This window comes from Terasakiella brassicae, from assembly GCF_014641495.1.
Lineage (GTDB): Bacteria > Pseudomonadota > Alphaproteobacteria > Rhodospirillales > Terasakiellaceae > Terasakiella > Terasakiella brassicae.
Map to the genome: position 1 here is coordinate 1 of NZ_BMHV01000012.1, position 20,521 is coordinate 20,521.

Annotated in this window: 18 protein-coding genes and 1 pseudogene; 14 read left to right on the forward strand and 5 right to left on the reverse strand. The window is 48.6% G+C overall.

What is annotated here, in order from left to right; genetic code table 11:
• Together IEW74_RS09430 and IEW74_RS09435 are read left to right on the forward strand one after the other, a co-directional pair.
• Window positions 1-103, forward strand: a pseudogene (locus IEW74_RS09430) (IS110 family transposase); the annotation flags it as partial.
• A gap of 90 nt (window positions 104-193) precedes the next feature.
• Window positions 194-583, forward strand: a complete 390-nt coding sequence (locus tag IEW74_RS09435) for a ZIP family metal transporter (protein ID WP_188664163.1) — start codon at window positions 194-196, stop codon at window positions 581-583.
• Between the two features lie 44 nt (window positions 584-627).
• On the opposite strand, the gene IEW74_RS09440 is transcribed toward IEW74_RS09435, so the two are convergent.
• Both IEW74_RS09440 and IEW74_RS09445 read right to left on the reverse strand, forming a co-directional pair.
• Window positions 628-1,131: a peroxiredoxin gene (locus IEW74_RS09440; protein ID WP_188664165.1), complete on the reverse strand. Its 504-nt coding sequence runs from the start codon at window positions 1,129-1,131 to the stop codon at window positions 628-630.
• Between the two features lie 97 nt (window positions 1,132-1,228).
• Window positions 1,229-1,858, reverse strand: coding sequence for a cell wall hydrolase (locus IEW74_RS09445; RefSeq protein ID WP_188664167.1), 630 nt, complete (start codon window positions 1,856-1,858; stop codon window positions 1,229-1,231).
• Between the two features lie 279 nt (window positions 1,859-2,137).
• On the opposite strand from IEW74_RS09445, the gene IEW74_RS09450 reads away from it, so the two are divergent.
• On the forward strand, window positions 2,138-2,794 hold the full coding sequence (locus IEW74_RS09450; RefSeq protein WP_188664169.1) for a pseudouridine synthase: 657 nt from the start codon (window positions 2,138-2,140) through the stop codon (window positions 2,792-2,794).
• Between the two features lie 9 nt (window positions 2,795-2,803).
• On the opposite strand, the gene IEW74_RS09455 is transcribed toward IEW74_RS09450, so the two are convergent.
• The gene (locus tag IEW74_RS09455) at window positions 2,804-3,454 is read right to left on the reverse strand and encodes an MlaC/ttg2D family ABC transporter substrate-binding protein (RefSeq protein WP_188664171.1); all 651 of its coding nucleotides are present in this window, start codon (window positions 3,452-3,454) and stop codon (window positions 2,804-2,806) included.
• 12 nt (window positions 3,455-3,466) lie between these two features.
• Entirely contained in the window at window positions 3,467-4,273 is an 807-nt protein-coding gene (locus IEW74_RS09460; protein WP_188664173.1) for an MlaA family lipoprotein, read from the reverse strand.
• Between the two features lie 305 nt (window positions 4,274-4,578).
• Between IEW74_RS09460 and IEW74_RS09465 the strand changes: the two genes are divergently transcribed.
• Genes IEW74_RS09465 through metH form a run of 4 tightly spaced genes read left to right on the forward strand, consistent with a single transcriptional unit; the run spans window position 4,579 to window position 10,197 of the window.
• Entirely contained in the window at window positions 4,579-5,505 is a 927-nt protein-coding gene (locus IEW74_RS09465; protein WP_188664175.1) for an ArsR/SmtB family transcription factor, read from the forward strand.
• 34 nt (window positions 5,506-5,539) lie between these two features.
• On the forward strand, window positions 5,540-6,457 hold the full coding sequence (gene metF / locus IEW74_RS09470) for a methylenetetrahydrofolate reductase (protein ID WP_373283807.1): 918 nt from the start codon (window positions 5,540-5,542) through the stop codon (window positions 6,455-6,457).
• The gene (locus IEW74_RS09475) at window positions 6,457-7,524 is read left to right on the forward strand and encodes a homocysteine S-methyltransferase family protein (protein WP_188664179.1); all 1,068 of its coding nucleotides are present in this window, start codon (window positions 6,457-6,459) and stop codon (window positions 7,522-7,524) included. Before metF ends, IEW74_RS09475 begins: the two co-directional genes overlap by 1 nt.
• Before the next feature lie 36 nt (window positions 7,525-7,560).
• Window positions 7,561-10,197, forward strand: a complete 2,637-nt coding sequence (gene metH, locus IEW74_RS09480) for a methionine synthase (protein ID WP_188664181.1) — start codon at window positions 7,561-7,563, stop codon at window positions 10,195-10,197.
• Window positions 10,198-10,299: 102 nt separating this feature from the next.
• On the opposite strand, the gene IEW74_RS09485 is transcribed toward metH, so the two are convergent.
• Window positions 10,300-11,880, reverse strand: a complete 1,581-nt coding sequence (locus IEW74_RS09485) for a hypothetical protein (RefSeq protein WP_188664183.1) — start codon at window positions 11,878-11,880, stop codon at window positions 10,300-10,302.
• Between the two features lie 99 nt (window positions 11,881-11,979).
• Between IEW74_RS09485 and IEW74_RS09490 the strand changes: the two genes are divergently transcribed.
• The 7 genes from IEW74_RS09490 to IEW74_RS09520 all read left to right on the forward strand — a co-directional run bounded on the left by IEW74_RS09490 (window position 11,980) and on the right by IEW74_RS09520 (window position 20,474).
• Complete coding sequence (locus tag IEW74_RS09490; RefSeq protein WP_188664185.1) at window positions 11,980-12,456, forward strand: thioesterase family protein; 477 nt, start codon at window positions 11,980-11,982, stop codon at window positions 12,454-12,456.
• 151 nt (window positions 12,457-12,607) lie between these two features.
• Entirely contained in the window at window positions 12,608-13,594 is a 987-nt protein-coding gene (locus tag IEW74_RS09495; protein ID WP_188664187.1) for a GGDEF domain-containing protein, read from the forward strand.
• Window positions 13,595-13,706: 112 nt separating this feature from the next.
• Window positions 13,707-14,018 (forward strand): STAS domain-containing protein, encoded by a 312-nt coding sequence (locus IEW74_RS09500; RefSeq protein WP_188664189.1) that lies wholly within the window; start codon window positions 13,707-13,709, stop codon window positions 14,016-14,018.
• Between the two features lie 144 nt (window positions 14,019-14,162).
• The gene (locus IEW74_RS09505; RefSeq protein ID WP_229734307.1) at window positions 14,163-15,260 is read left to right on the forward strand and encodes an ABC transporter substrate-binding protein; all 1,098 of its coding nucleotides are present in this window, start codon (window positions 14,163-14,165) and stop codon (window positions 15,258-15,260) included.
• A gap of 58 nt (window positions 15,261-15,318) precedes the next feature.
• Window positions 15,319-17,094 (forward strand): chloride channel protein, encoded by a 1,776-nt coding sequence (locus IEW74_RS09510; protein ID WP_188664193.1) that lies wholly within the window; start codon window positions 15,319-15,321, stop codon window positions 17,092-17,094.
• Window positions 17,095-17,157: 63 nt separating this feature from the next.
• Window positions 17,158-19,461, forward strand: coding sequence for an ATP-dependent helicase (locus IEW74_RS09515; protein WP_188664195.1), 2,304 nt, complete (start codon window positions 17,158-17,160; stop codon window positions 19,459-19,461).
• The gene (locus tag IEW74_RS09520; protein WP_229734296.1) at window positions 19,461-20,474 is read left to right on the forward strand and encodes a lipid A deacylase LpxR family protein; all 1,014 of its coding nucleotides are present in this window, start codon (window positions 19,461-19,463) and stop codon (window positions 20,472-20,474) included. Before IEW74_RS09515 ends, IEW74_RS09520 begins: the two co-directional genes overlap by 1 nt.
• Window positions 20,475-20,521: the final 47 nt, after the last annotated feature.

Sequence of the window (20,521 nt, forward strand, 5' to 3'; positions counted from 1 at the left end):
AGGAAAACCGGGAAAAGTGGCAGTCGTCGCCGTCATCAGAAAGATGATCGGTATTTTAAATGCAAGAATGAGACAACATTATGCAGCGGCGCTTGACAATTAACACCGCTGCTTTTTCTTTTATTTTCTCGATCGGCTTATTCAGACGCATGGGGGGAGATATTCACAATTAATCGCAATGGTGTCTGATTTCATGCCCGAGGCAATGGCCTTGGGAGCCATGCTGAATGATCAGAATGATGCTGCCCTGTTGTTGACATTACTGATTGCCTTACAGAATTTACCCGAAGGCTTTAACGCCTATCGTGAAATTTTATATAGAGGATCCCATAAATCGAAACGCATTTTGTTTTGGTTCTGTGCGCTTGTCGTTGTCGGACCAATTTCAGCCTTGGTAGGGGCGGAGTTTTTAAGCGGAAAGGCCATTTTTATTGATGCGGTTATGATGTTCGCATCAGGGGGGATCCTTTATCTTGTGTTTCAAGATATCGCCCCGCAGGCCCATTTGAAAAAAAGCTGGATGCCGCCTTTGGGGGCGGTTTGTGGATATGCCCTTGGATTGTTGGGCCATATGGTTTTGTGAGAAAAAAGGCGACCCGGAAAGGTCGCCTGATTTGTGTGCCTGTCTTAGCCGAGTTGGCTGAGTAGTGTCTCTGCGCCGGAAACTTCAAACTTGCCGGGGCCTTCGATGTTCAACTGGGTAACGATACCGTCTTCGACCAGAAGGGAAAAGCGTTGTAAACGCATGCCCATGTTGCGCTCGGTCAGGTCCAGTTCAAGGCCGAGGGCTTTGGCCCATTTCGCGCTGCCATCGCCGAGGAAACGGATTTTACCAATAGCGTTTTGATCTTTCCCCCATGCTGCCATAACGAAACCGTCATTGGTTGCCACACACCAGACTTCATCGACACCTTTGGCTTTTAACGCCTCAAGGTTATTAAGATAACTGGGAACATGCTGGGCAGAACAGGTCGGTGTATAGGCACCGGGAACGGCAAAGATGGCAATTTTTTTGCCCGCAGTTGCCGCCTGCACATCAACGTCATTGGGGCCAAGGGGACAGGCATCACCAAATTCGGTTGATTCCGCAAGTGTTCCTGCCGGGATAGGGGCGCCAACTTTAATGGTCATAGGGGGAGTCTCCTGCAAAATGAATGTCGAGGGTATCTGTGGGATATAGCCCTGAATGATATCTGTGCAATAGGGCGACATTCATTTTGCCGAAACTTTAATTGAGCGAGGCGACCTGCTGGGCTTCTTCATTATAAAAGATGTGACGACCGAATTTGGCGCTGCGATTTAATTTATCCGCCCAAACAGGTTTTACATAATCGGCGTGATACCAAAGGGCATTATGAGTCGGGTCACTGTAGATACCGGCAAGATACAGGCGGGCCAATTGCTGGGCACTGCGCCAGGCGATTTCTTCTTCAGGGGTATCGCGCTTGCCATCGCACCACCATGAAAACTGGCAACGATGCAGGCGATAACTGCGGCGTTGCTGGACGACATCGCAGATGGTATCGGGAAATTTCGAATGAGCCACCCGGTTCATTGTGACACCGGCAACAGCCAGTTGGCCTTCCAGTGGTTCGGAACGCGCTTCCCAATAGATGTTGAGGGCGAGACAACGCATCTCTTCTTTCTCTACCAACAGGCGGTGAGAGGTAATGCTGTTGTATTGACGGGCAAACTCGGCCGCAGAAGGTGGTGTATAGGCCATGCCTTCCACTTTCTTGAGGGTATGTTCCTGCAACGGTATAAAACCTGTTGCGCCAAAAAAGAGGGCCAGACTGACAAAACTTATGGTTATCAATCGCCTCAAAGATTTGGGCAAATACGAATTGTGCGTACGCATGTTTCAATCCAATAAAGTTCAAAACGGGTCCGACAATTCGGCGGCTATATCTTGGATAACCGCTTCTCGTTAAGTCTTCGGGTTGTTCCCAGACAACCAGTGGGGGGTCGGACTTAAACATCACTTTGTCCCTGCAAAGTGCGCCCCCGATATATGAATAACTGCATATGAAGTCAAGTCGGTTGTGCGTTGCAAAAATAGCACAGTTTAATGCAATGTATTTAAATGACTTTTTTACTGTTGCTTGACTTGTCAATATGAAAGTTGCCATAAGGCGTTATGACAAACGTGTTTGAATATGTGCCACCACAAGGTGAGATTCCAATACTATATGTGGATGAACACATCGTGGTTTTAAATAAACCTAGTGGTTTGCTGTCTGTGCCGGGGCGCGATCCGGCCCATCGGGACAGTTTGCAAACCCGTGTGCAGGAACGTTTTGCGCAAGCCACAACGGTGCATCGTCTGGATATGGATACCTCCGGCATTGTGATTATGGCGCTGCACAAAGAGGCGCACCGTCATCTTTCCCGGCAGTTTGAAAACAAGTGTTGCACAAAAACATATGTCTGTTTAGTGGATGGTTTGGTGGAAGCAGATTGTGGCAGCGTGGATTTACCCTTGCGGTGTGATTGGCCGAACCGACCTTTGCAGATGGTGGATCATGAATTGGGGAAAAAAGCCCTGACCCATTGGAAGGTGCTGGAACGTTTGGTGGACCGAACGCGTCTGGAACTACACCCGGTGACCGGGCGCTCTCATCAACTGCGCGTTCATTGCCTGTCTATGGGGCATCCGATTCTCGGGGATCGCTTTTATGCAGATGAACAGGCGGTAACCAAAGAAAAACGCCTGTGTTTGCATGCACAGGCGCTTAGAATATTTCATCCGGTTTTGCAAGATGAGCTGTTTTTTGAGTGTCCGTCAGAATTTTAGAACAGGGCTTTATTGAGTATCTCGTGCCACGGTGCTGACCAGTTGAGAGGTCTTGTTCCGCAGGGCATCAATCAAACCATTAACCTCACCGCCACTACGTTTGATCACAGATGCAAATTCAGAACGTTGTGCCTGGCTCATACTGACACCTGCAATGAGGACATCAACGACCTTAAGGGCACCGTCTTTATTTTGCTTCACCCGCCAATCCACAAGAATCGGTTCAGATGTTTGCGGGCGCTGAATTTCAGAACGAACAATGGCATCTTTGTCATTGCGTGTGACGGACTGGACGACCTTCAATGTAATGTCCTCGCCGGCGTAATCTTTAAACCGGCTGGAATATGTCGCGATAATGAAGTCCTCAAACAGTTTGAGGTATTCTTCTTTCTCTTCCGGTTTGGCTTTGCGCCAGTAACGACCCAAAACCCATTTGCCAATGGCGCGGACGTCAAAGCCATCGTTCAGGATGATGCGAAATTCCTGTTGCAGGACAGCCTCATCCTGAGAGGTCCGAACAGAGGTTACTGCCTTGTCGGCCATCGTTTGGATGAAACCTTCGGCCTCTTTTCCAAAATCTTTGGCCATTGCGCAGGTCGCAGAAAAGACAATAAGGCCAGAGACGAACAGCGCAGAAAATGCACGGCGGGTCAGTAACATATCCATTATCCCTTAGCGAGCTTCGGTAATTTCTTCATCACCGGGTGCCGGTGCGTTGAAATCAAATGAAAGACTCGGTGCCGGAGTTGCCTTAGAGGCTTCATTATTCATAATTTCGGCATTGCGGCGTTGAATGTAGTAGCTGCGCATGGCGCTGTACGGATCCAATGAATTTCGTTTGATATCTTCGATCGCATCATAATAGTGCGCGCGCGTATCCACGGCATCAAGAACGGCACGTGTAATCGTAATGCCATCGCGATCTGTATTCTGTGCCCACATATTCACCGGGTCGGTAAAGTAATCGACAACACGACCAACGACATCACGTGGGTTTGACGGACCAAAAACAGGCAAGACAATGTAAGGACCGCCCTCAAAGCCCCAAGTGCCAAGGGTCTGTCCAAAATCTTCGCTGTGTTTTTTGTAACCCATATCTGAGGCCGGATCACCAAAACCCAGAACGCCAACGGTTGTGTTAATGGCAAACCGGCTGACCGTTGTCCCCGCACGATCAGTTTCCCCTTGCAAAATGTCGTTTAACAGGATGACCGGAGTGCTGAGGTTGGCAAGCATGTTATGGATGCCTTCCTGAATAGGCGGCGGCAACATGGCACGATAAAGGGTCGCTGCAGGACGCAGGAACCAGACATCAAGAAGTTCATTAAAGCTGTAGACAACGCGGTTGACCCCTTCGATCGGGTCATTTGCTTCATCCACAGGTTGAGGGTTGGCTGCGCAACCGGACAACAGGACGACGACGGCGGCGATTCCACTGAATTTTTTTATTAGACTTTTCTGCGTCACTGGCTTGGTCATGTAAAACACCGGTTTTCTTTTACTATCCCCTAAACATTGAATATCAAGCAGTTACCTGAAAGGTGGTTCGCTTATGCAATGTTTAAACTAAACTTTTTTGGAAGAACGGCGTTTAAAACAAGCGCATGTAATTCCAATCATTGAATTAACATAGGGTAACGCAAAATACCAGTACTGGAAATGGTTAAAAAACCATCAATTACCCGAAGGTGTCACATTTTTACAACAAGGGGTAATTTTATACTTGCAACAATATAAAGATATCTTTATATCTTGAATAAGATTGATGTTTTGAAGGAACGTTTATGGATCAGATTTTAAATGCATTGAAAGCTTTGGGAGAGCCAACCCGAATGCGAGTCATGGCATTGTGTGCGCAAGGAGATCTGACGGTTTCTGAACTGGTTCATATTCTTGGGCAAAGTCAACCAAGGGTTTCTCGTCATTTAAAATTGCTCTGCGAGGCTGGTTTGCTGCAACGTTTGCGGGAAGGCAGTTGGGTCTTTCATCGTTTGGCGGCGGAACCGGACCATATGCCCTTTGTCAAAAAACTGGTGGATTTGATCCCGCAGGATGATGAGATTTTGTTGCGCGACCGCGAACGTTTACAGGAAGTTAAACGGGAACGCGCCGAAAAAGCATCGCAGTATTTTAGCCGCAACGCGATGAGATGGGCGGAAATTCGTGCCCTTCATGTCGATGATGGTGAAGTCGAGAAGGCTTTACTTAAGTTGGTAAAACCAAAAGGGAATGAAGATTTCCTCGATATCGGAACGGGAACGGGTCAGATTCTACAGGTGTTTGGCAATCATATCCACCAAGGTTGGGGAATCGACCTGTCATCGGATATGTTGTCGATTGCGCGCGCCAATCTGGAGGCCAACGGCAACCATAATTGCGCGGTTCGTCAAGGTGATATGTATCAAGTGCCCTTCAGTGCGGAGAGTTTTGATCTCATTACGATTCATCAGGTCTTGCACTATGCCGATGAACCGGTCCGCGCAGTGGCCGAGGCCGCACGTGTTTTAAGACAGGGTGGAAAATTGGCAATTGTGGATTTTGCCCCGCATGAAGAAGAGACCTTGCGTGTGGATCATCAACACCGCCGTCTGGGATTTTCCGAAAAAGAATTGGCTGATATTTGTCGGGAATGTGGTCTGGAAATCAAGGAAGTCCAGCATCTGCCCGGCGACCCGTTAACGGTGACCCTTTGGGTTGCCGTAAAATTGTGACGACACCTGAGTTCAGGTAATGGAGTATAATAAAGTGAGTATCACAGAAGAAAAACAAGCTGTCCTGCGTGGCCTGCCCGTTGCAGCACCACTGCCCAATGACGTCAGTGTATCGTTTGAATTTTTCCCGCCGAAAACGGAAAAGATGGAAGAAACCTTATGGGCCTCTTTAAAACGGCTGGAACCGCTGGAACCTAAATTCGTTTCCGTTACTTACGGTGCTGGTGGCACAACGCGTGAACGCACGCACAATACGGTGGTTTCCATTCAAAAAGACACCACGATGTCGGCGGCCGCTCATTTAACCTGTGTCGGATCATCAAAGGCGGAAATCGACGAAATCGCAGACTTGTATTGGGAAGAAGGCATTCGCCATATTGTCGCCTTGCGGGGTGACCCGGCAGAAGGCGATGCGGCCTATCAACCCCACCCCGATGGCTATGCCTATGCCGTTGATCTGGTCGAAGGTTTGAAAAAACGTCACGATTTTGAAATCAGTGTCGCCGGATACCCTGAAACGCACCCGGATGCCCCCAGTGCCCAGTTCGATATTGATTATCTGAAAAAGAAAGTCGATGCCGGTGCCAACCGTGTCATCACACAATATTTTTTCGAAGCTGAAACCTTTTTGCGTTATCGTGACAAGGCGGCTGCTGCGGGGGTCAATGTGCCGATCGTGCCGGGAATTTTGCCGGTGACAAACTTTAAACAGGTTTTGAAATTTTCAGAAGCCTGTAACACGCGGGTTCCAGACTGGATGGCGGATCTGTTTACCGGACTGGATGAAGAACCGGAAACCCGCAAACTCGTGGCGGCAACGGTGGCGTCTGAATTATGCCGTGTGTTGCATGCCAACGGCGTGAAAGATTTTCATTTTTACACACTCAACCGCGCAGACCTGACTTATGCATTCTGCCATATTCTTGGTGTTCGCCCGAAAGGAAACAAATAATGACAACACGTGAAGACCGTCTGGCTTATCTGGAAGCCGAGTCGAAAAAACGCATTATCATTCTCGACGGTGCGATGGGAACGATGATCCAGCGTTACGGTTTGACAGAAGCCGATTATCGCGGGAAGCGTTTTGCCGACTGGAAACAGGATGTTAAGGGGAACAATGACCTGTTGTCCCTGACCAAGCCGGAAGTGATCAAAGAAATTCATACCCAATACCTTGAAGCCGGGGCCGATATTTTGGGAACGAATACATTTTCATCGACAACGATTGCGCAAGCCGATTATGCGATGGAAGATCTGGCTTATGAAATGAATGTGGAAAGTGCGAGAATTGCGCGCGAAGCCGCCGATGAAATGACATTGAAAACACCGGATCGTCCGCGTCTTGTCGCCGGGGCGATGGGGCCGACCAACCGGACGTGTTCCATCAGTCCGGATGTGAACGATCCCGGATATCGCAATGTGACGTTTGATGCCTTGCGCGTGGCCTATAAATCTGCGGCGAAAGGTTTGCTGGAAGGTGGGGCAGACGTTTTGATCGTGGAAACGATTTTTGATACCTTGAATGCCAAGGCGGCCCTGTTTGCCATTGAAGAATTATTTGATGAACAGGGCTGGAAAGTCCCCGTGATGATTTCCGGGACATTGACGGACGCATCCGGGCGGACCCTGTCCGGTCAAACGGCGGAAGCATTCTGGAATTCTGTGCGCCATGTCAACCCGTTCTCCGTTGGCTTGAACTGCGCATTGGGGGCTGATTTGATGCGCCCGCATATTGCGGAGCTGTCCCATATTGCCAATGTGCGTGTGTCAACCTATCCGAACGCAGGCTTGCCCAATGAAATGGGCGGTTATGATGAAACACCCGAAGATATGGGCAAGGCGTTAAAAGAATGGGCAGAAAGCGGTTTAATTAATATTGTCGGCGGTTGCTGCGGGACGTCACCGGATCATATTAAAATCATTGCCGATGCAGTTGCCGGAATTGCACCGCGTAAATTGCCCGAACTGGAAATAAAAATGCGCTTGTCCGGTCTTGAACCGTTCAATATCGCGTCTTGATGTGCAACCGATAGATAGAAAACAGAGATTAAAGTGATGACAACTCAACAAGCAACTTTTATCAATATCGGGGAACGTACAAACGTTGCCGGTTCGGCCAAATTCAAGCGATTGATCATTGAAGAACAATATGACGAAGCGTTGAGCGTTGCCCTGCAACAGGTGGAAAACGGCGCAAACATCATTGATATCAACATGGATGATGCCATGCTGGATTCTGAAAAGGCAATGGTGCGTTTTTTAAACCTGATTGCCGCAGAACCGGACATTGCACGTGTACCTGTTATGATCGACAGTTCCAAATGGTCTGTGATCGAAGCGGGGCTGCAATGCGTGCAGGGCAAGGCGGTTGTAAACTCGATCAGTCTGAAAGAAGGTAAAAAGCAATTCGTCGCCCAAGCAACCAAGATCAAGCGATATGGCGCAGCCGTTGTGGTGATGGCCTTTGATGAAAAAGGTCAGGCCGACACCAAGGAACGTAAGATCGAGATTTGCAAAAACTCTTACGATATTCTGGTCAATGAAGTTGGCTTCCCGCCGGAAGATATCATTTTTGATCCGAATATTTTTGCTGTGGCCACCGGGATTGAAGAACATAACAATTACGCGGTCGATTTTATCGAAGCCACGCGTGTTATTCGCCAAGAATGTCCGCATTGTCATATTTCTGGCGGCTTGTCTAACGTGTCGTTCTCGTTCCGGGGGAATAATCCGGTGCGCGAAGCCATGCATTCGGTCTTTTTATATTATGCGGTTCAGGCCGGTATGGATATGGGGATCGTCAATCCTGCCCAGTTGGAAGTTTATGACGAAATCCCGGCAGAACTGCGCGAACGCGTTGAAGATGTGATCTTGAACCGCCGTGAAGATGCCACCGACCGTTTGTTGGAAATCGCTGACAAATATAAGGAAAAAGGCGGATCAAAGGCGGCAACGATTGATTTGTCGTGGCGCGAAAAACCGGTGGCGGAACGTTTGTCTTTTGCACTGGTGAAAGGGATTGACCAGTTCATCGTGGAAGATACCGAAGAAGCGCGGCAAATGTTTGATAAACCGATTGAGGTCATCGAAGGACCGTTGATGGACGGGATGAACGTGGTCGGTGATTTGTTCGGCGCTGGTAAAATGTTCCTGCCCCAGGTTGTGAAATCAGCCCGTGTAATGAAAAAGGCCGTGGCTTATCTGATGCCCTTTATTGAAGAAGGGAAAGAAGCAGGTTCTGAAAGTGCAGGCAAGGTGTTGTTGGCCACTGTGAAAGGCGATGTGCACGATATCGGTAAAAATATCGTGGGTGTGGTTTTGCAGTGTAATAACTTTGAAGTGATTGATCTGGGCGTTATGGTCCCGACCGAGACGATCTTGCAGGCCGCCAATGAAAACAAGGTGGATATTATCGGTTTGTCCGGTCTGATTACGCCGTCACTGGAAGAAATGGTCAATGTTGCCAGTGAAATGAAGCGACTGAATATGAATATTCCGCTTCTGGTCGGGGGGGCAACCACATCCAAGGTTCATACAGCAGTAAAAATCGATCCGGCCTATGAACAGCCGACCGTGCATGTGCTGGATGCCTCGCGTGCTGTGTGGGTTTGTTCCAATCTGTTGTCTGACAGCAAACGCGAGGCATTTGTGGCAGAGATCAACGCAGATTATGAAAAAACCCGTGTCGCACGTGCCAAAAAACAGAACAAAGGCAACCGCATGAGTTTGGAAGAAGCCCGTGCGGCCAAACATCCGATTGACTGGTCTGCTTTTCAGGCGGTCAAACCGTCCTTCCTTGGAACCAAGACGTTTGATGATTATCCGCTGGATGATCTTGTCGAACGGATTGACTGGACACCGTTTTTCCGCACATGGGAATTGGCGGGGACGTACCCGAAAATTCTGCAAGACGAGGTCATCGGCGAAACCGCGCGTAACCTGTTTAAAGATGCGCAGGATATGTTGAAAAAGATTGTCGAGGAAAAATGGCTGACAGCAAAAGCAGTCATTGGTTTCTGGCGGGCAAATTCAACAGCCGATGACAGTATTTGTCTGTTTAAAGATGACGAGCGCAAAGACGAATTGGCACGTTTCCATATGGTGCGTCAGCAAATCCCGAAAGCAGAAGGTCGTTTTGATCATTGCCTCGCCGATTATATCGCCCCGACTGGGGACGATTATATGGGTGGATTTGCCGTGACAACCGGTCATGGCATTGAAACAAAACTGGCAGAATTTGAAGCAGCACACGACGATTACAACAGTATCTTGTTGAAGGCCTTGGCAGATCGTCTGGCAGAAGCGTTTGCCGAGCGGATGCATGAACGTGTGCGCAAAGAATTCTGGGGATATGCGGCCGATGAAAATCTGGACAATGCCGCGTTGATTAAAGAAAGCTATCAAGGCATTCGTCCCGCGCCGGGGTATCCGGCCTGCCCGGAACATTCCGAAAAAGAAACCCTGTTTGATTTGTTGGATGCGACACAACAAGCCGGGATTGAACTGACACACGGATACGCCATGACACCGACCGCAGCGGTCAGTGGCTTCTATTTTGCCCACCCGGAAGCCAAATATTTCGGTGTCGGTCGTGTGGAAAAAGATCAGGCCGAAGATTATGCCCGTCGCAAAGGAATTTCCTTAAGCGAGGCTGAAAAACTCCTGTCCCCTGTTTTGGGGTATGATCGCTGATTGATCAATTGACGAAATATCGTTGTAAGAAAACCTCCGTTCGCGCGGAGGTTTTTTCTTTTTTAACGATAGAAGGATGACCAATATTTTATGACTTCGGTATTACCCGCAACGATCAGCAGATAATCCGGGGAAGTCTTTGCCGGAAAAACGACAACGATTGGCGTCGGTGCGTTTGCCGATGGCGCGGCAGAAATCCAGTTGGCTGGGTTTCTTCAATTGAATGCCGTTGATTTTGTTTTGATCATCAAAGGCAAAATCAATTTGCCACAAGTTTGGATCGTTTTCCAATTGGGCGAGGGTGGCGCGGTGCTGTCCACGTTGTCCTTGTCCCTGACTGTAACAGCCATAGGCCCGAACAGGTAACATCATCAAATATTCAGCAGCGTTGTCTTTATCTAAAGCCGGGGCGATAACGTCTTGCGTGTTACTGACAAGTTGATCGGGTTCGGTTGAAAAAAGCAGGCGGGCTTCATCGCGAACCTGCACTTTGTCGGTCATCATCTCGGCAATACGATCAAGTGCACTATCCTTTGTGTTTTTGACCAGGCTGGCCACATGGGACAGGGAACGGTTCATATGTGTGACGGTTTGGCTGCTTGGACGTGCGATTTGTTTTTGTGGTAGGGTTCGCCCCATGTTTGTGAGTAATGTGTTGATGTCTTCCCCACTGCATTGCGTATTATAGTCAATGTCCGTTGCGAATAAGGCATGAGATTGCATCATCCCCCACAAGACAATTGCACTGTCTTTTAACGACAGGCCTAAGCGTTCCTGCAAGGCACCGGTAATGGCATCACAGCTGGGGCGCAAGGCCTCGCCGGGGACGCTCCAAAAACTATTTTCCAGATCACCCAAGGCTTGACGGGCCGTTTGCCCGGCGATGGCGTAGGTCATAAGTTCGTTATAGGAGGGGAATTGACTTTGATGCTGGCTCAGGAGGCTTTCTTTGCCTTCAACAGCAAGGATTGTTGTAAAGACCGGCTCGTTTGTCTCTGACATAAAGCTTAACGCGCTGGCATAATTTTCAAGATAGGAAATATCTGTTTTGCTCAGACCTTTCAGAGATGTTTCTTCAACGAGGGCAATGCGCTGGGCAAATGCATCGGGAAGTGCCGATAAAACATGGGCTTGTTCCTTGGAATAAACGGTGTGTTTTGAAAGATAGCTCACTATTTGCTTTTGAGCATCCTGTTCCAGATTTTCCAGCTTATCTTTGAGCAGTACGATTTCCAATGTCGCATCAAGCGGGGCGCGCTGTTCTACAAAATAAGGCGTGATCGGTCCTTGCGCGGCAAAGGTCTGTTGCCATGTTGTTTGACTTTTTTCAAAAATATACAGCGGCACATTGGGCATGGTCAGATTTGGACCGTTATGGAATGTCGCAAGGACGACGACAGTTTGTGTTTTGTCGGATGTAATCGGCTTTAAAAAACGATCCGGTTGTGCAGGGGGTGTTTCAGCTTGTGCAACAATACGCAGGTAATCACTTTGAATAGGAAGAGGGGAGGCTTCCACATTGGCACTTGCGATTCGTTCCTGTGCGGTCTTTTGCGCTTTTTCTATGTTAAAAACGACTTCGGGCGATGGCGGTGTTTTCTGTTTTGTCTCTTCTTTACATCCTGCCAAGGATAAAATGGCAACCCCGATCAAGCTTAGCATTGTGATGAGTTTTTTATCCATTTTACGACCCCTTGCTCCCTGATATAAACTGCGATAGCCAATGCAATAAGGTAGACAGCCTAGCACGACTTTTCGCGACTGTTTAGAGGGGAGATGAAAATGAGTGAGATTTTACAACGCCAAACACGCGTAAAGGCGGACTGGATCGATTACAACGGGCATATGAATGTGGCCTATTATGTACTGGTTTTCGATCATTCAACGGATGCGCTTCTTGAAACATTCGGTTTGGGGGAAGCGTATCGCCAACGAGAAAACAAGTCATTTTTTGTTGTGGAGTCTCATGTCACTTATCAAAATGAAGTGAAAAAAGATGATTTGTTAGTGGTCAAATCAAAGCTGTTGGGGTATGACACGAAGCGCCTGCAAATTTTTCACGAAATGTTTCTGGGGGAGACGGGTGAAAAATGTGCCACCAACGAAGTTATGGTGCTGCATGTGGATATGGGGACACGCAAAACAACCGAGATTGCGGAGCGTTTCAAGCCTCATCTACAGGCAGGTGTCGATGGGTCGCTTGCAAATGGGTTTCCTGATATGTGCGGACGGGCCATCAAAAAGCTGCTGAATAAATGATAAGTGGCCGGGGGAATTTTTCTTTCGACATAAAGGAAAGATGACTATACTAAAGTATAGGGTTCCCCTCGACCGTGACGGAGAATAGACGTTGGAATATACGGAGAATACAGACCAGGCGCTGGGCTTTGCAAAACAGGCTTTAGACAAGATGAACGAGATTGGCGTGCCTGCGAATCCGCACAATTTTACGATCTGGTTTCATTATTTCAGTGGCACCTATCCCGACCTGAAACGTACGCTTGATATTTTGTTGGGAAACCAGCAGGCGTTTACCGAAACGCGCAACTCTGAAATTTTCCAGAAGTTTTTTACTTTGGATCAGGAAAGCGCGACCCTGCATGACGCGACAACACGTATGGAAAGCGAGTTGGCGCGTGTGATGTCCACGCTGGACGGTGCCGATGAAGACTTATCCGGCTTGCATGTGTCTTTGCGTGATTTCAGCGATCAGATTTCCAAAACAGATGATAAGTCGGAAATCTTGGCGCTGACCACCAGAATGAACGCGCATGTCGCGCAGGTTCTTGAGGGGCGTTCCGCTGTCGAAGATGAATTGAAAGTTTCTCTGCGTGAAATCAGTGAACTGAAGGACGATCTGGAACGTATGCGCCGCGAAGCCCTGACCGATGGTTTGACCGGTATTGCAAACCGGAAATTATTTGATCTGGAACTGCGTAAATCATCGATGAATGCGATGGCCAATGGCGAAGAACTGGCATTGTTGATGCTGGATGTGGATCATTTTGACCGGTTTAATGAACATTATGGGCATCAGGTCGGCGATCAGGTCTTAAAGCTGGTGGCTGTGACAATCAGTGAATGTATCAAGGGCCAAGATACCGCCGCGCGTTACGGTGGGGATGAGTTTAGCGTTATTTTGCCGCGAACCAATCTGGAAAATGCTCAACGTCTTGCGGAACATATTTGTAAACGTGTCAGCTCCAAAAATGTTGTGAACCGTTCGACGGGGGAGCGACTCGGGAAAATCACCATGTCGGTTGGGGTCGCATTGTTTGAATATGGTGAACCTGTAAGTCAACTTCTGGTTCGGGCTGACCGCACCTTGCAAGAAGCCATGAAGAATGGTTACAATCAGGTGTTGACGCAGGTTGATGTAACTAAACTATTGAATTAAACCTTGAATTTATTCATTAATCTTATTTGACCCCTTGGTCATAAAAACTTTCTAAGATCCTGAAAGCGGATTACCCTTGATATCATAAAATTATAATCGGGTAGGTCGTGTAATGATTCTAAGTTGTTTACGTCAAGGGACGAATGTCGCCCTTTGCATTCAGGGGAATTTCACTTTTTTTGAAAATCCGGATTTATCTCCTTTGGCGATTGAAATTGCGCGAGGCGGATTTGATCGTGTGATCATGGATCTGAAATCCTGTCATTTAATTGATTCAACCGGCTTGGGTCTGATTATGCAGGTCAACGCGCTTTTGGAAGAAAACAATCTCCGTTTGGAGATTCAAAATGCAGAAGGGCAAGTCGCGCGCATGATCCATGTTGCCGGGTTTAGTGGCCTCCTGTCGGATCAATCTGCGGCGTGAATTTTCTGTTTTAGAAAGGTTCTGTATTGGAATATACTGCGTTTATTGGTAAAGAAACAATACATGTAGAGACCGTAACAGAAAAAGTAATTGGCTATGCTGCTCTATCGTCGAATAATTTTAATAGGCATAGTCGTTTTGCCCATGCTCTGCGGGGCGCAGGCCGTTGCGCAAGGGGTATTCCGTGTTGCTTTTATAAATCCGGGGGCGATGGATGATCCTTTTTTCAGTTCATTGACATATATGATGCAGGATGCCGCCTCGGATTTAAATATTGATCTGGAAGTGATTGATGCGAGCGCCAGTCACCTTGAAGTCCGGCGCCGTGGGCATGAGGTATTGGAGCGCAGTAATCCCCCTGATTATTTGCTCTTGATAAATGACCATGATGTGTTGGATAGCGTTATAAAACGCGCCGATATGCTGGGTGTGAAAACCTTTTTGTTTAATGAGGGGTTTAGTTCGGGCCGCTTGCAGGAAATGGGAACGCCCCGTCACGAAATCAAGAATTGGCTTGGACAATTTTTGCCGGATGATCGAAAAGCAGGGTATTTGCTTGCCAGAGATTTAATTGAGCATGCCAAAGGTGAAACATCGCATGGCGCAACCGATACGATAGATATGATCGCCTTGAACGGAGCATACCGGGCGAATTCGTCGGAACTCCGTCTTTTGGGTTTGCAAGATGCACTTGCCGAATACGACAATGTTAAATTGAGGCAAATTGTCTATACGCATTGGGATGAAAAAAAAGCCTATGACGCAACGCGTGGCCTGCTGGAACGCTATCCCGAAACATCTGTGATTTGGTCAGCAAGCGACCTTATGGCCTGTGGGGCGTTGCATGCTGTCAAGGAATATGGACTGAAACCTGAACAGGATATTTTGATTGGTGGGATTGACTGGTCCGACCTTGCGCTTGAGGCGATCCGCAAAGGTGATTTGCAGGCCAGCGTGGGGTGGCATGTCATGGATGGCGCGTGGTCGCTCATCCTGCTTTATGATTACCATAATGGGTATGATTTTACTGTATCCGGCCATTCTGATTATTTTGTTATGAACAAAGAGAATATCGAACGTTTTGATCGCTATTTGGGCTCAAAAGAAAAACGGGGAAATATTGATTTTAAGGCGTTCACCAAGACACATCGCCTTCAGGATCAACCTTATGATTTTTCATTGGAGGTGGTTTTGAGGCATTTATCAGAATTTCCGGTTTTATCCAAGGTTACCAGTCATTAACTCTTCATGTGCATGATAGAGTTGAAATCAGCGTAACGTTGGAAAAGGTTTATCGTCGGTGGCACAAGGACGCAACAGGCCCAGTCCGTTTATTTTGCTTACACGCAAGGTGGTCAATAATGATCAGCTTGTGATGACGCTTTTGGCTGTCGTCGTCGGGGCTTGTGTCGGCGGGCTTGCGATTTTATTTGTCGAAAAAATTGATTTCTTCCAATCCATCTTTCTGGGTATCAGTGGGGCATGGATTGCAGATCATATTGCCGCGCTGCCGCCTTGGCAGGTGATCCTGACCCCGACACTTGGCGGGCTGCTGGTCGGTTTTATTGTGCATCGATTTTTAAGTCATGGTCGAACCAAAGGTCCGGCAGATGTGATTGCGGCCTGCGAAGTCGGTGGGGCGCAAATGTCGTTGAAAGAAGGATTGTGGGCTGCCCTGAGCAGCGGCTTATCCATTTCATTTGGCGCATCTGTTGGACGGGAAGGGCCGGTGGTGCATTTGGGCGGATCGTTTGCGGCCTGGGTCGGAGAAAAGTTACAACTTTCACGCTCTAACGCGCGTATTTTGTTGGGTTGTGGTGTGGCAGCGGCTGTATCTGCCTCTTTTAATGCTCCGATTGCGGGGGCGTTATTTGCACAAGAAGTTATTTTAAGCCATTATGCCCTAAAAGCATTTGCCCCGGTGGTGATTGCCAGTATTTCCGGGACGGTGATTGCCCATCAGGTTGTCGGCAATGAAACGGCTTTTCAAATTCAGGCCCATGAATTTGGATCCTACCTTGAATTTCCTGCGTTTGCGGGTTTGGGGATTGTCAGCGGGTTGGTCGGGGTATTATTTGTCTGGTCCGTTCTAAAAACTCAAAAAAAGGTGCAAAAAATTCCACTGCCGATGTGGATGCATCCCGCAATTGGCGGGTTTTGCGTGGGGGTGATTGCGTTATGGTATCCCGAAGTCCTCGGTGTGGGATATGAGGCCACAGACAATGCCTTAAAAGGATATTATGGCTTTGCCTTATTGCTGGGCCTTTTCATTTTTAAATTTGTGGCAACGGTTTTGTCTTTGGGCTTTGGCTTTGCCGGTGGCGTGTTTAGCCCTTCGTTGGTGATCGGGGCGATGCTGGGGGGAACCTACGGCGTGATCGTCGGGCAAATGTTTCCTGATTTATGGTCGGGCGCGAGTGCCTATTCCCTGATTGGTATGGCCTCAATGGCGGCTGCGGTGTTGGGTGCACCGATTTCGACAACATTGATCGTGTTTGAATTGACCGGCAATTATTCCCTTACGATTGCGGTGATGTGTGCTTGTGTTTTGGCGACCTTGGTCAATGATCAATTGCATCGTCAGTCGTTCTTTTTGGAACAGCTTAAGGAACGCGGTATTGATTTGGGCAATACCTTCAGTACGCAGATTTTGAAAGAGTTAAGGGTTTGCGACATTTTACGCCGCGAAGGTGAATATGTCGCTATGGACGCGAGCCTTAAGGAAGTCCGCAAACGGTTTTTACGGGCACCGGGTGGCGTCTTGTATGTGATTGCACATGATCGAAGTCTCTATGGTGCGATTACGTGGGAGCATATGCCCGAAGATGTTTTTGACGCGAACTTGAATGATCTGGTTGTGGCGGCGGACATTGCCGATACACGCCCCCCCGTTTTACAAACCGGTGATACGCTGGAAGTCGCCAAAGCGGTCTTGGAAGAAATTAATGTATCGCAAATTGCCGTGGTTTCCCCGCAATTGGGGCGTGCCTATATGGGCTGCATTGATGAACGCGAACTCATGGCGGCCTATAATGCAGCTTTGTTGAGAAAACGCAAGCAGGAGCAGGGCGGTTAGCGGGACTAAAATAAATTATTGTTCCCTCTTTGTTTCTTTTTCTGTCGGTGCTATAACGCATCTATGAACGATCCATTTGATTTCAGCGATGACTATCTGGAACCCGCGCAACCGGCACCGGTGCAGGGCCCGCCGTCCTATGTCGAAACCTTAAATCCCGAACAACGCATGGCGGTTGAAGAAACCGATGGGCCTGTGCTTGTATTGGCTGGCGCCGGTACGGGGAAAACCCGCGTGCTGACGACCCGTCTGGCCTATATCATGGACCATGGTTTGGCCTACGCCGGTGAAATTATGGCGGTGACCTTCACCAACAAGGCGGCGGCGGAGATGAAAGAACGGGTGGCGGCCCTGTTGGGGCGCCCGGTCGAAGGCTGGTGGCTGGGCACGTTTCATGCCTTGGCCGCACGCATGGTGCGCGCCCATGCCGAAGTTGTCGGGCTGACATCGAATTTCACGATCATTGATACGGACGATCAAATCCGCTTGCTCAAGCAGATTATGGAAGCGGAGTTCATTGACGAAAAGAAAAACCCGGCGCGCAATTTGATGGGCGTTATTCAGCGTTGGAAAGACCGTGGTCTGACCCCTGAAAAAGTCTCCCCGGGGGAGGGGGCAGCCTATGCCGATGGGGCCGCCGTTCGCATTTATAAAATATATCAGGAACGCCTGCGTTTGAATAATGCGTGTGATTTTGGTGATTTGCTTTTGCATGTTTTGACAATTTTTGCCGAACAGCCGCAAATTCTGGAACAATATCAACGCCGTTTCCGTTACGTTTTGGTGGATGAATATCAGGATACCAACGTGTCGCAATATCTTTGGTTGCGGTTGTTGGCCAAACAGCATCGCAATATCTGCTGTGTCGGCGATGATGATCAGTCGATCTATTCCTGGCGGGGGGCAGAGGTTGCCAATATCCTGAAATTTGAGAAAGATTTTCCCGGGGCCAAGGTTATTCGACTGGAACGCAATTATCGTTCGACCGCGCACATTCTGGGGGCGGCGTCCGGGCTGATTTCTTATAACGAGGATCGTTTGGGCAAGACCTTGCAACCTCAAAGCAAGGATGACGCCATCAAGGTGCGAGTGGAAAGCCTGTGGGATGGCGAAAGCGAAGCCCGTTTCGTCGGCGATGAAATTGAAGCCTTGCAAGCCAAGGGTGAAAGCCTGAATGAAATGGCAATTTTGGTGCGTGCCGGTTTTCAGACCCGTGAATTTGAAGAACGCATGATCACGCTTGGTCTGCCTTATAAGGTTGTCGGTGGTTTGCGTTTTTATGAGCGTGAAGAAATTCGTGATGCCATTGCGTATTTGCGGGTGGTCAATCAACCCAATGACAGTTTGGCCTTGGAACGCATTATCAATAAACCCTCGCGTGGTTTTGGACCAAAAACCAAAGGGCTGCAAACGCTGTTGGAATATGCCCGCAAAAGCCAGATATCGCTTTATAGCGCGGCCATGACATTGGTCGATACCGATGAATTATCGCCAAAGGCGCGGACTTCGTTGCGTGATTTGCTGGCCCAGTTTGAATTGTGGCGATCATTGAAAGACGGGCTGGATGTGGATGATCTGGTCGGGCAAATTCTGGACGAGTCCGGTTATATGGACTGGCGTATTGCTGAAACCAAAAAACAAAAAGATATGAAGGCACAAGGCCGGGTCGATAACCTGAAAGAATTGGTGTCGGGCCTGAAGGAATTTGAAAGCCTGAATGAATTTCTGGAACATGTTTCCTTGGTGATGGAGGTTCAGGACAGGGCCGACGATGCCAAAGTGACCATTATGACCTTGCATGCCGCCAAGGGGTTGGAATTTGATAATGTGTTTTTGCCCGGTTGGGAAGAAGGCACCTTCCCCAATCAACGGGCACTTGATGAGTCCGGTAACAGCGCGCTGGAAGAAGAACGTCGTCTGGGTTATGTCGGGATTACACGGGCACGCAAACGCTCCATTATTTCTTATGCGCTGCGTCGTCGGGTGTTTGGGCAATATAACGATATGCTTCCGTCCCGTTTTGTGTCGGAATTGCCTGAACCCCATATTGAAACAGGCGGGGAAACCGGAACCCCCAGTGGTGATTATGGCGGCGGCAATTATGGCTATTCCAAATTTGGCGACAATCCGCAACGTTTTACCTATCGTGGGAAATCGGAAAACCGCCCGCAAAAGCTGGTGACGATTGATGCCTTTGATGTCACCGTCTCAGAGGCACCCGATGGCGGATTTCGCAAAGGCGACCATGTGCGACATGGAAAATTCGGTTCAGGGGTTGTGCTGAATGTAGATGGGAATAAATTAGATATTGCCTTCGCCAGTGGCGGGCGGAAAAAAGTGATTGATAGCTTTGTGGAGAAAATCTAATGCGCCGTTATGGGCTATGTGTGTTGAGTGCACTGGTTTTTGGGGCATTTTCTCCTGATCACGCCCATGCGGATATGTTGGATGACTGGGACGGCTGGACGTTTAACATGACGTTGGAAAACGATATGTTTGGTTCAGATACCGATCGTCATTACACCCACGGCACACGCTTTTCATTGGCACCACCGGAAGGTGAAGTTGCTGATTGGTTGCGCGATGCTGCCGGATATTTCCCTTTCTTTTCTGATGACGGAACATTGCGTGCCAGTTATGCCCTTGGGCAGAATATGTATTCGCCGGCTGATATTACGCTGACAGATCCTGCCGATATGGATCGACCCTATGGCGGTTGGCTTTATGGCAGTTTTGGTCTTGTTTCCGATATGGAAGAACGGGTCGATACGTTTGAACTTACCCTGGGGATGGTCGGTCCGGCATCACTGGCGGAACCCACACAAAAATTTGTCCACCGTGTTGTCGGAAGTCCGCAGCCGATGGGGTGGGATCATCAGTTAAAAAATGAACCCGGCCTTGTGGTTACCTATGAACGCAAATGGCATCGTTTTATAAATGTGGAAACCGGGCTTTTTGATCTGGAACTGGATACCAGCCCTTATGCGGGTGTTTCCCTCGGCAATATCTTTACCCATGCGGAAGCCGGAACCGTTTTTCGATTTGGGCAGGATCTGGAAAAAGACCGGGGTGGCCCGCCGCGTATTCGTCCCAGTTTACCGGGAAGTGATTATTATACCTCAACGGACGGGTTTGTCTGGTATTTGTTTGCCGGTGGTGGGGGGCGTGCCGTTGCGCGCAATATCTTTTTAGACGGCAATACATTGGCCGATTCCTATAGTGTAGATAAAAAACCGTTTGTTTTTGATGTTCAAGCCGGTCTTGCCATGCGTTATCACGATGTCCGGGTTGCTTTTACGCAGATTATCCGCACAAAAGAATTTAAAAAACAGCAGTCACCGGATCGATACGGTGCAATAACGGTATCATATCAGTTTTAGGCTGGCCTTTATCGAAACAAAGATGGCATTTGTGTCGTTATATGCTA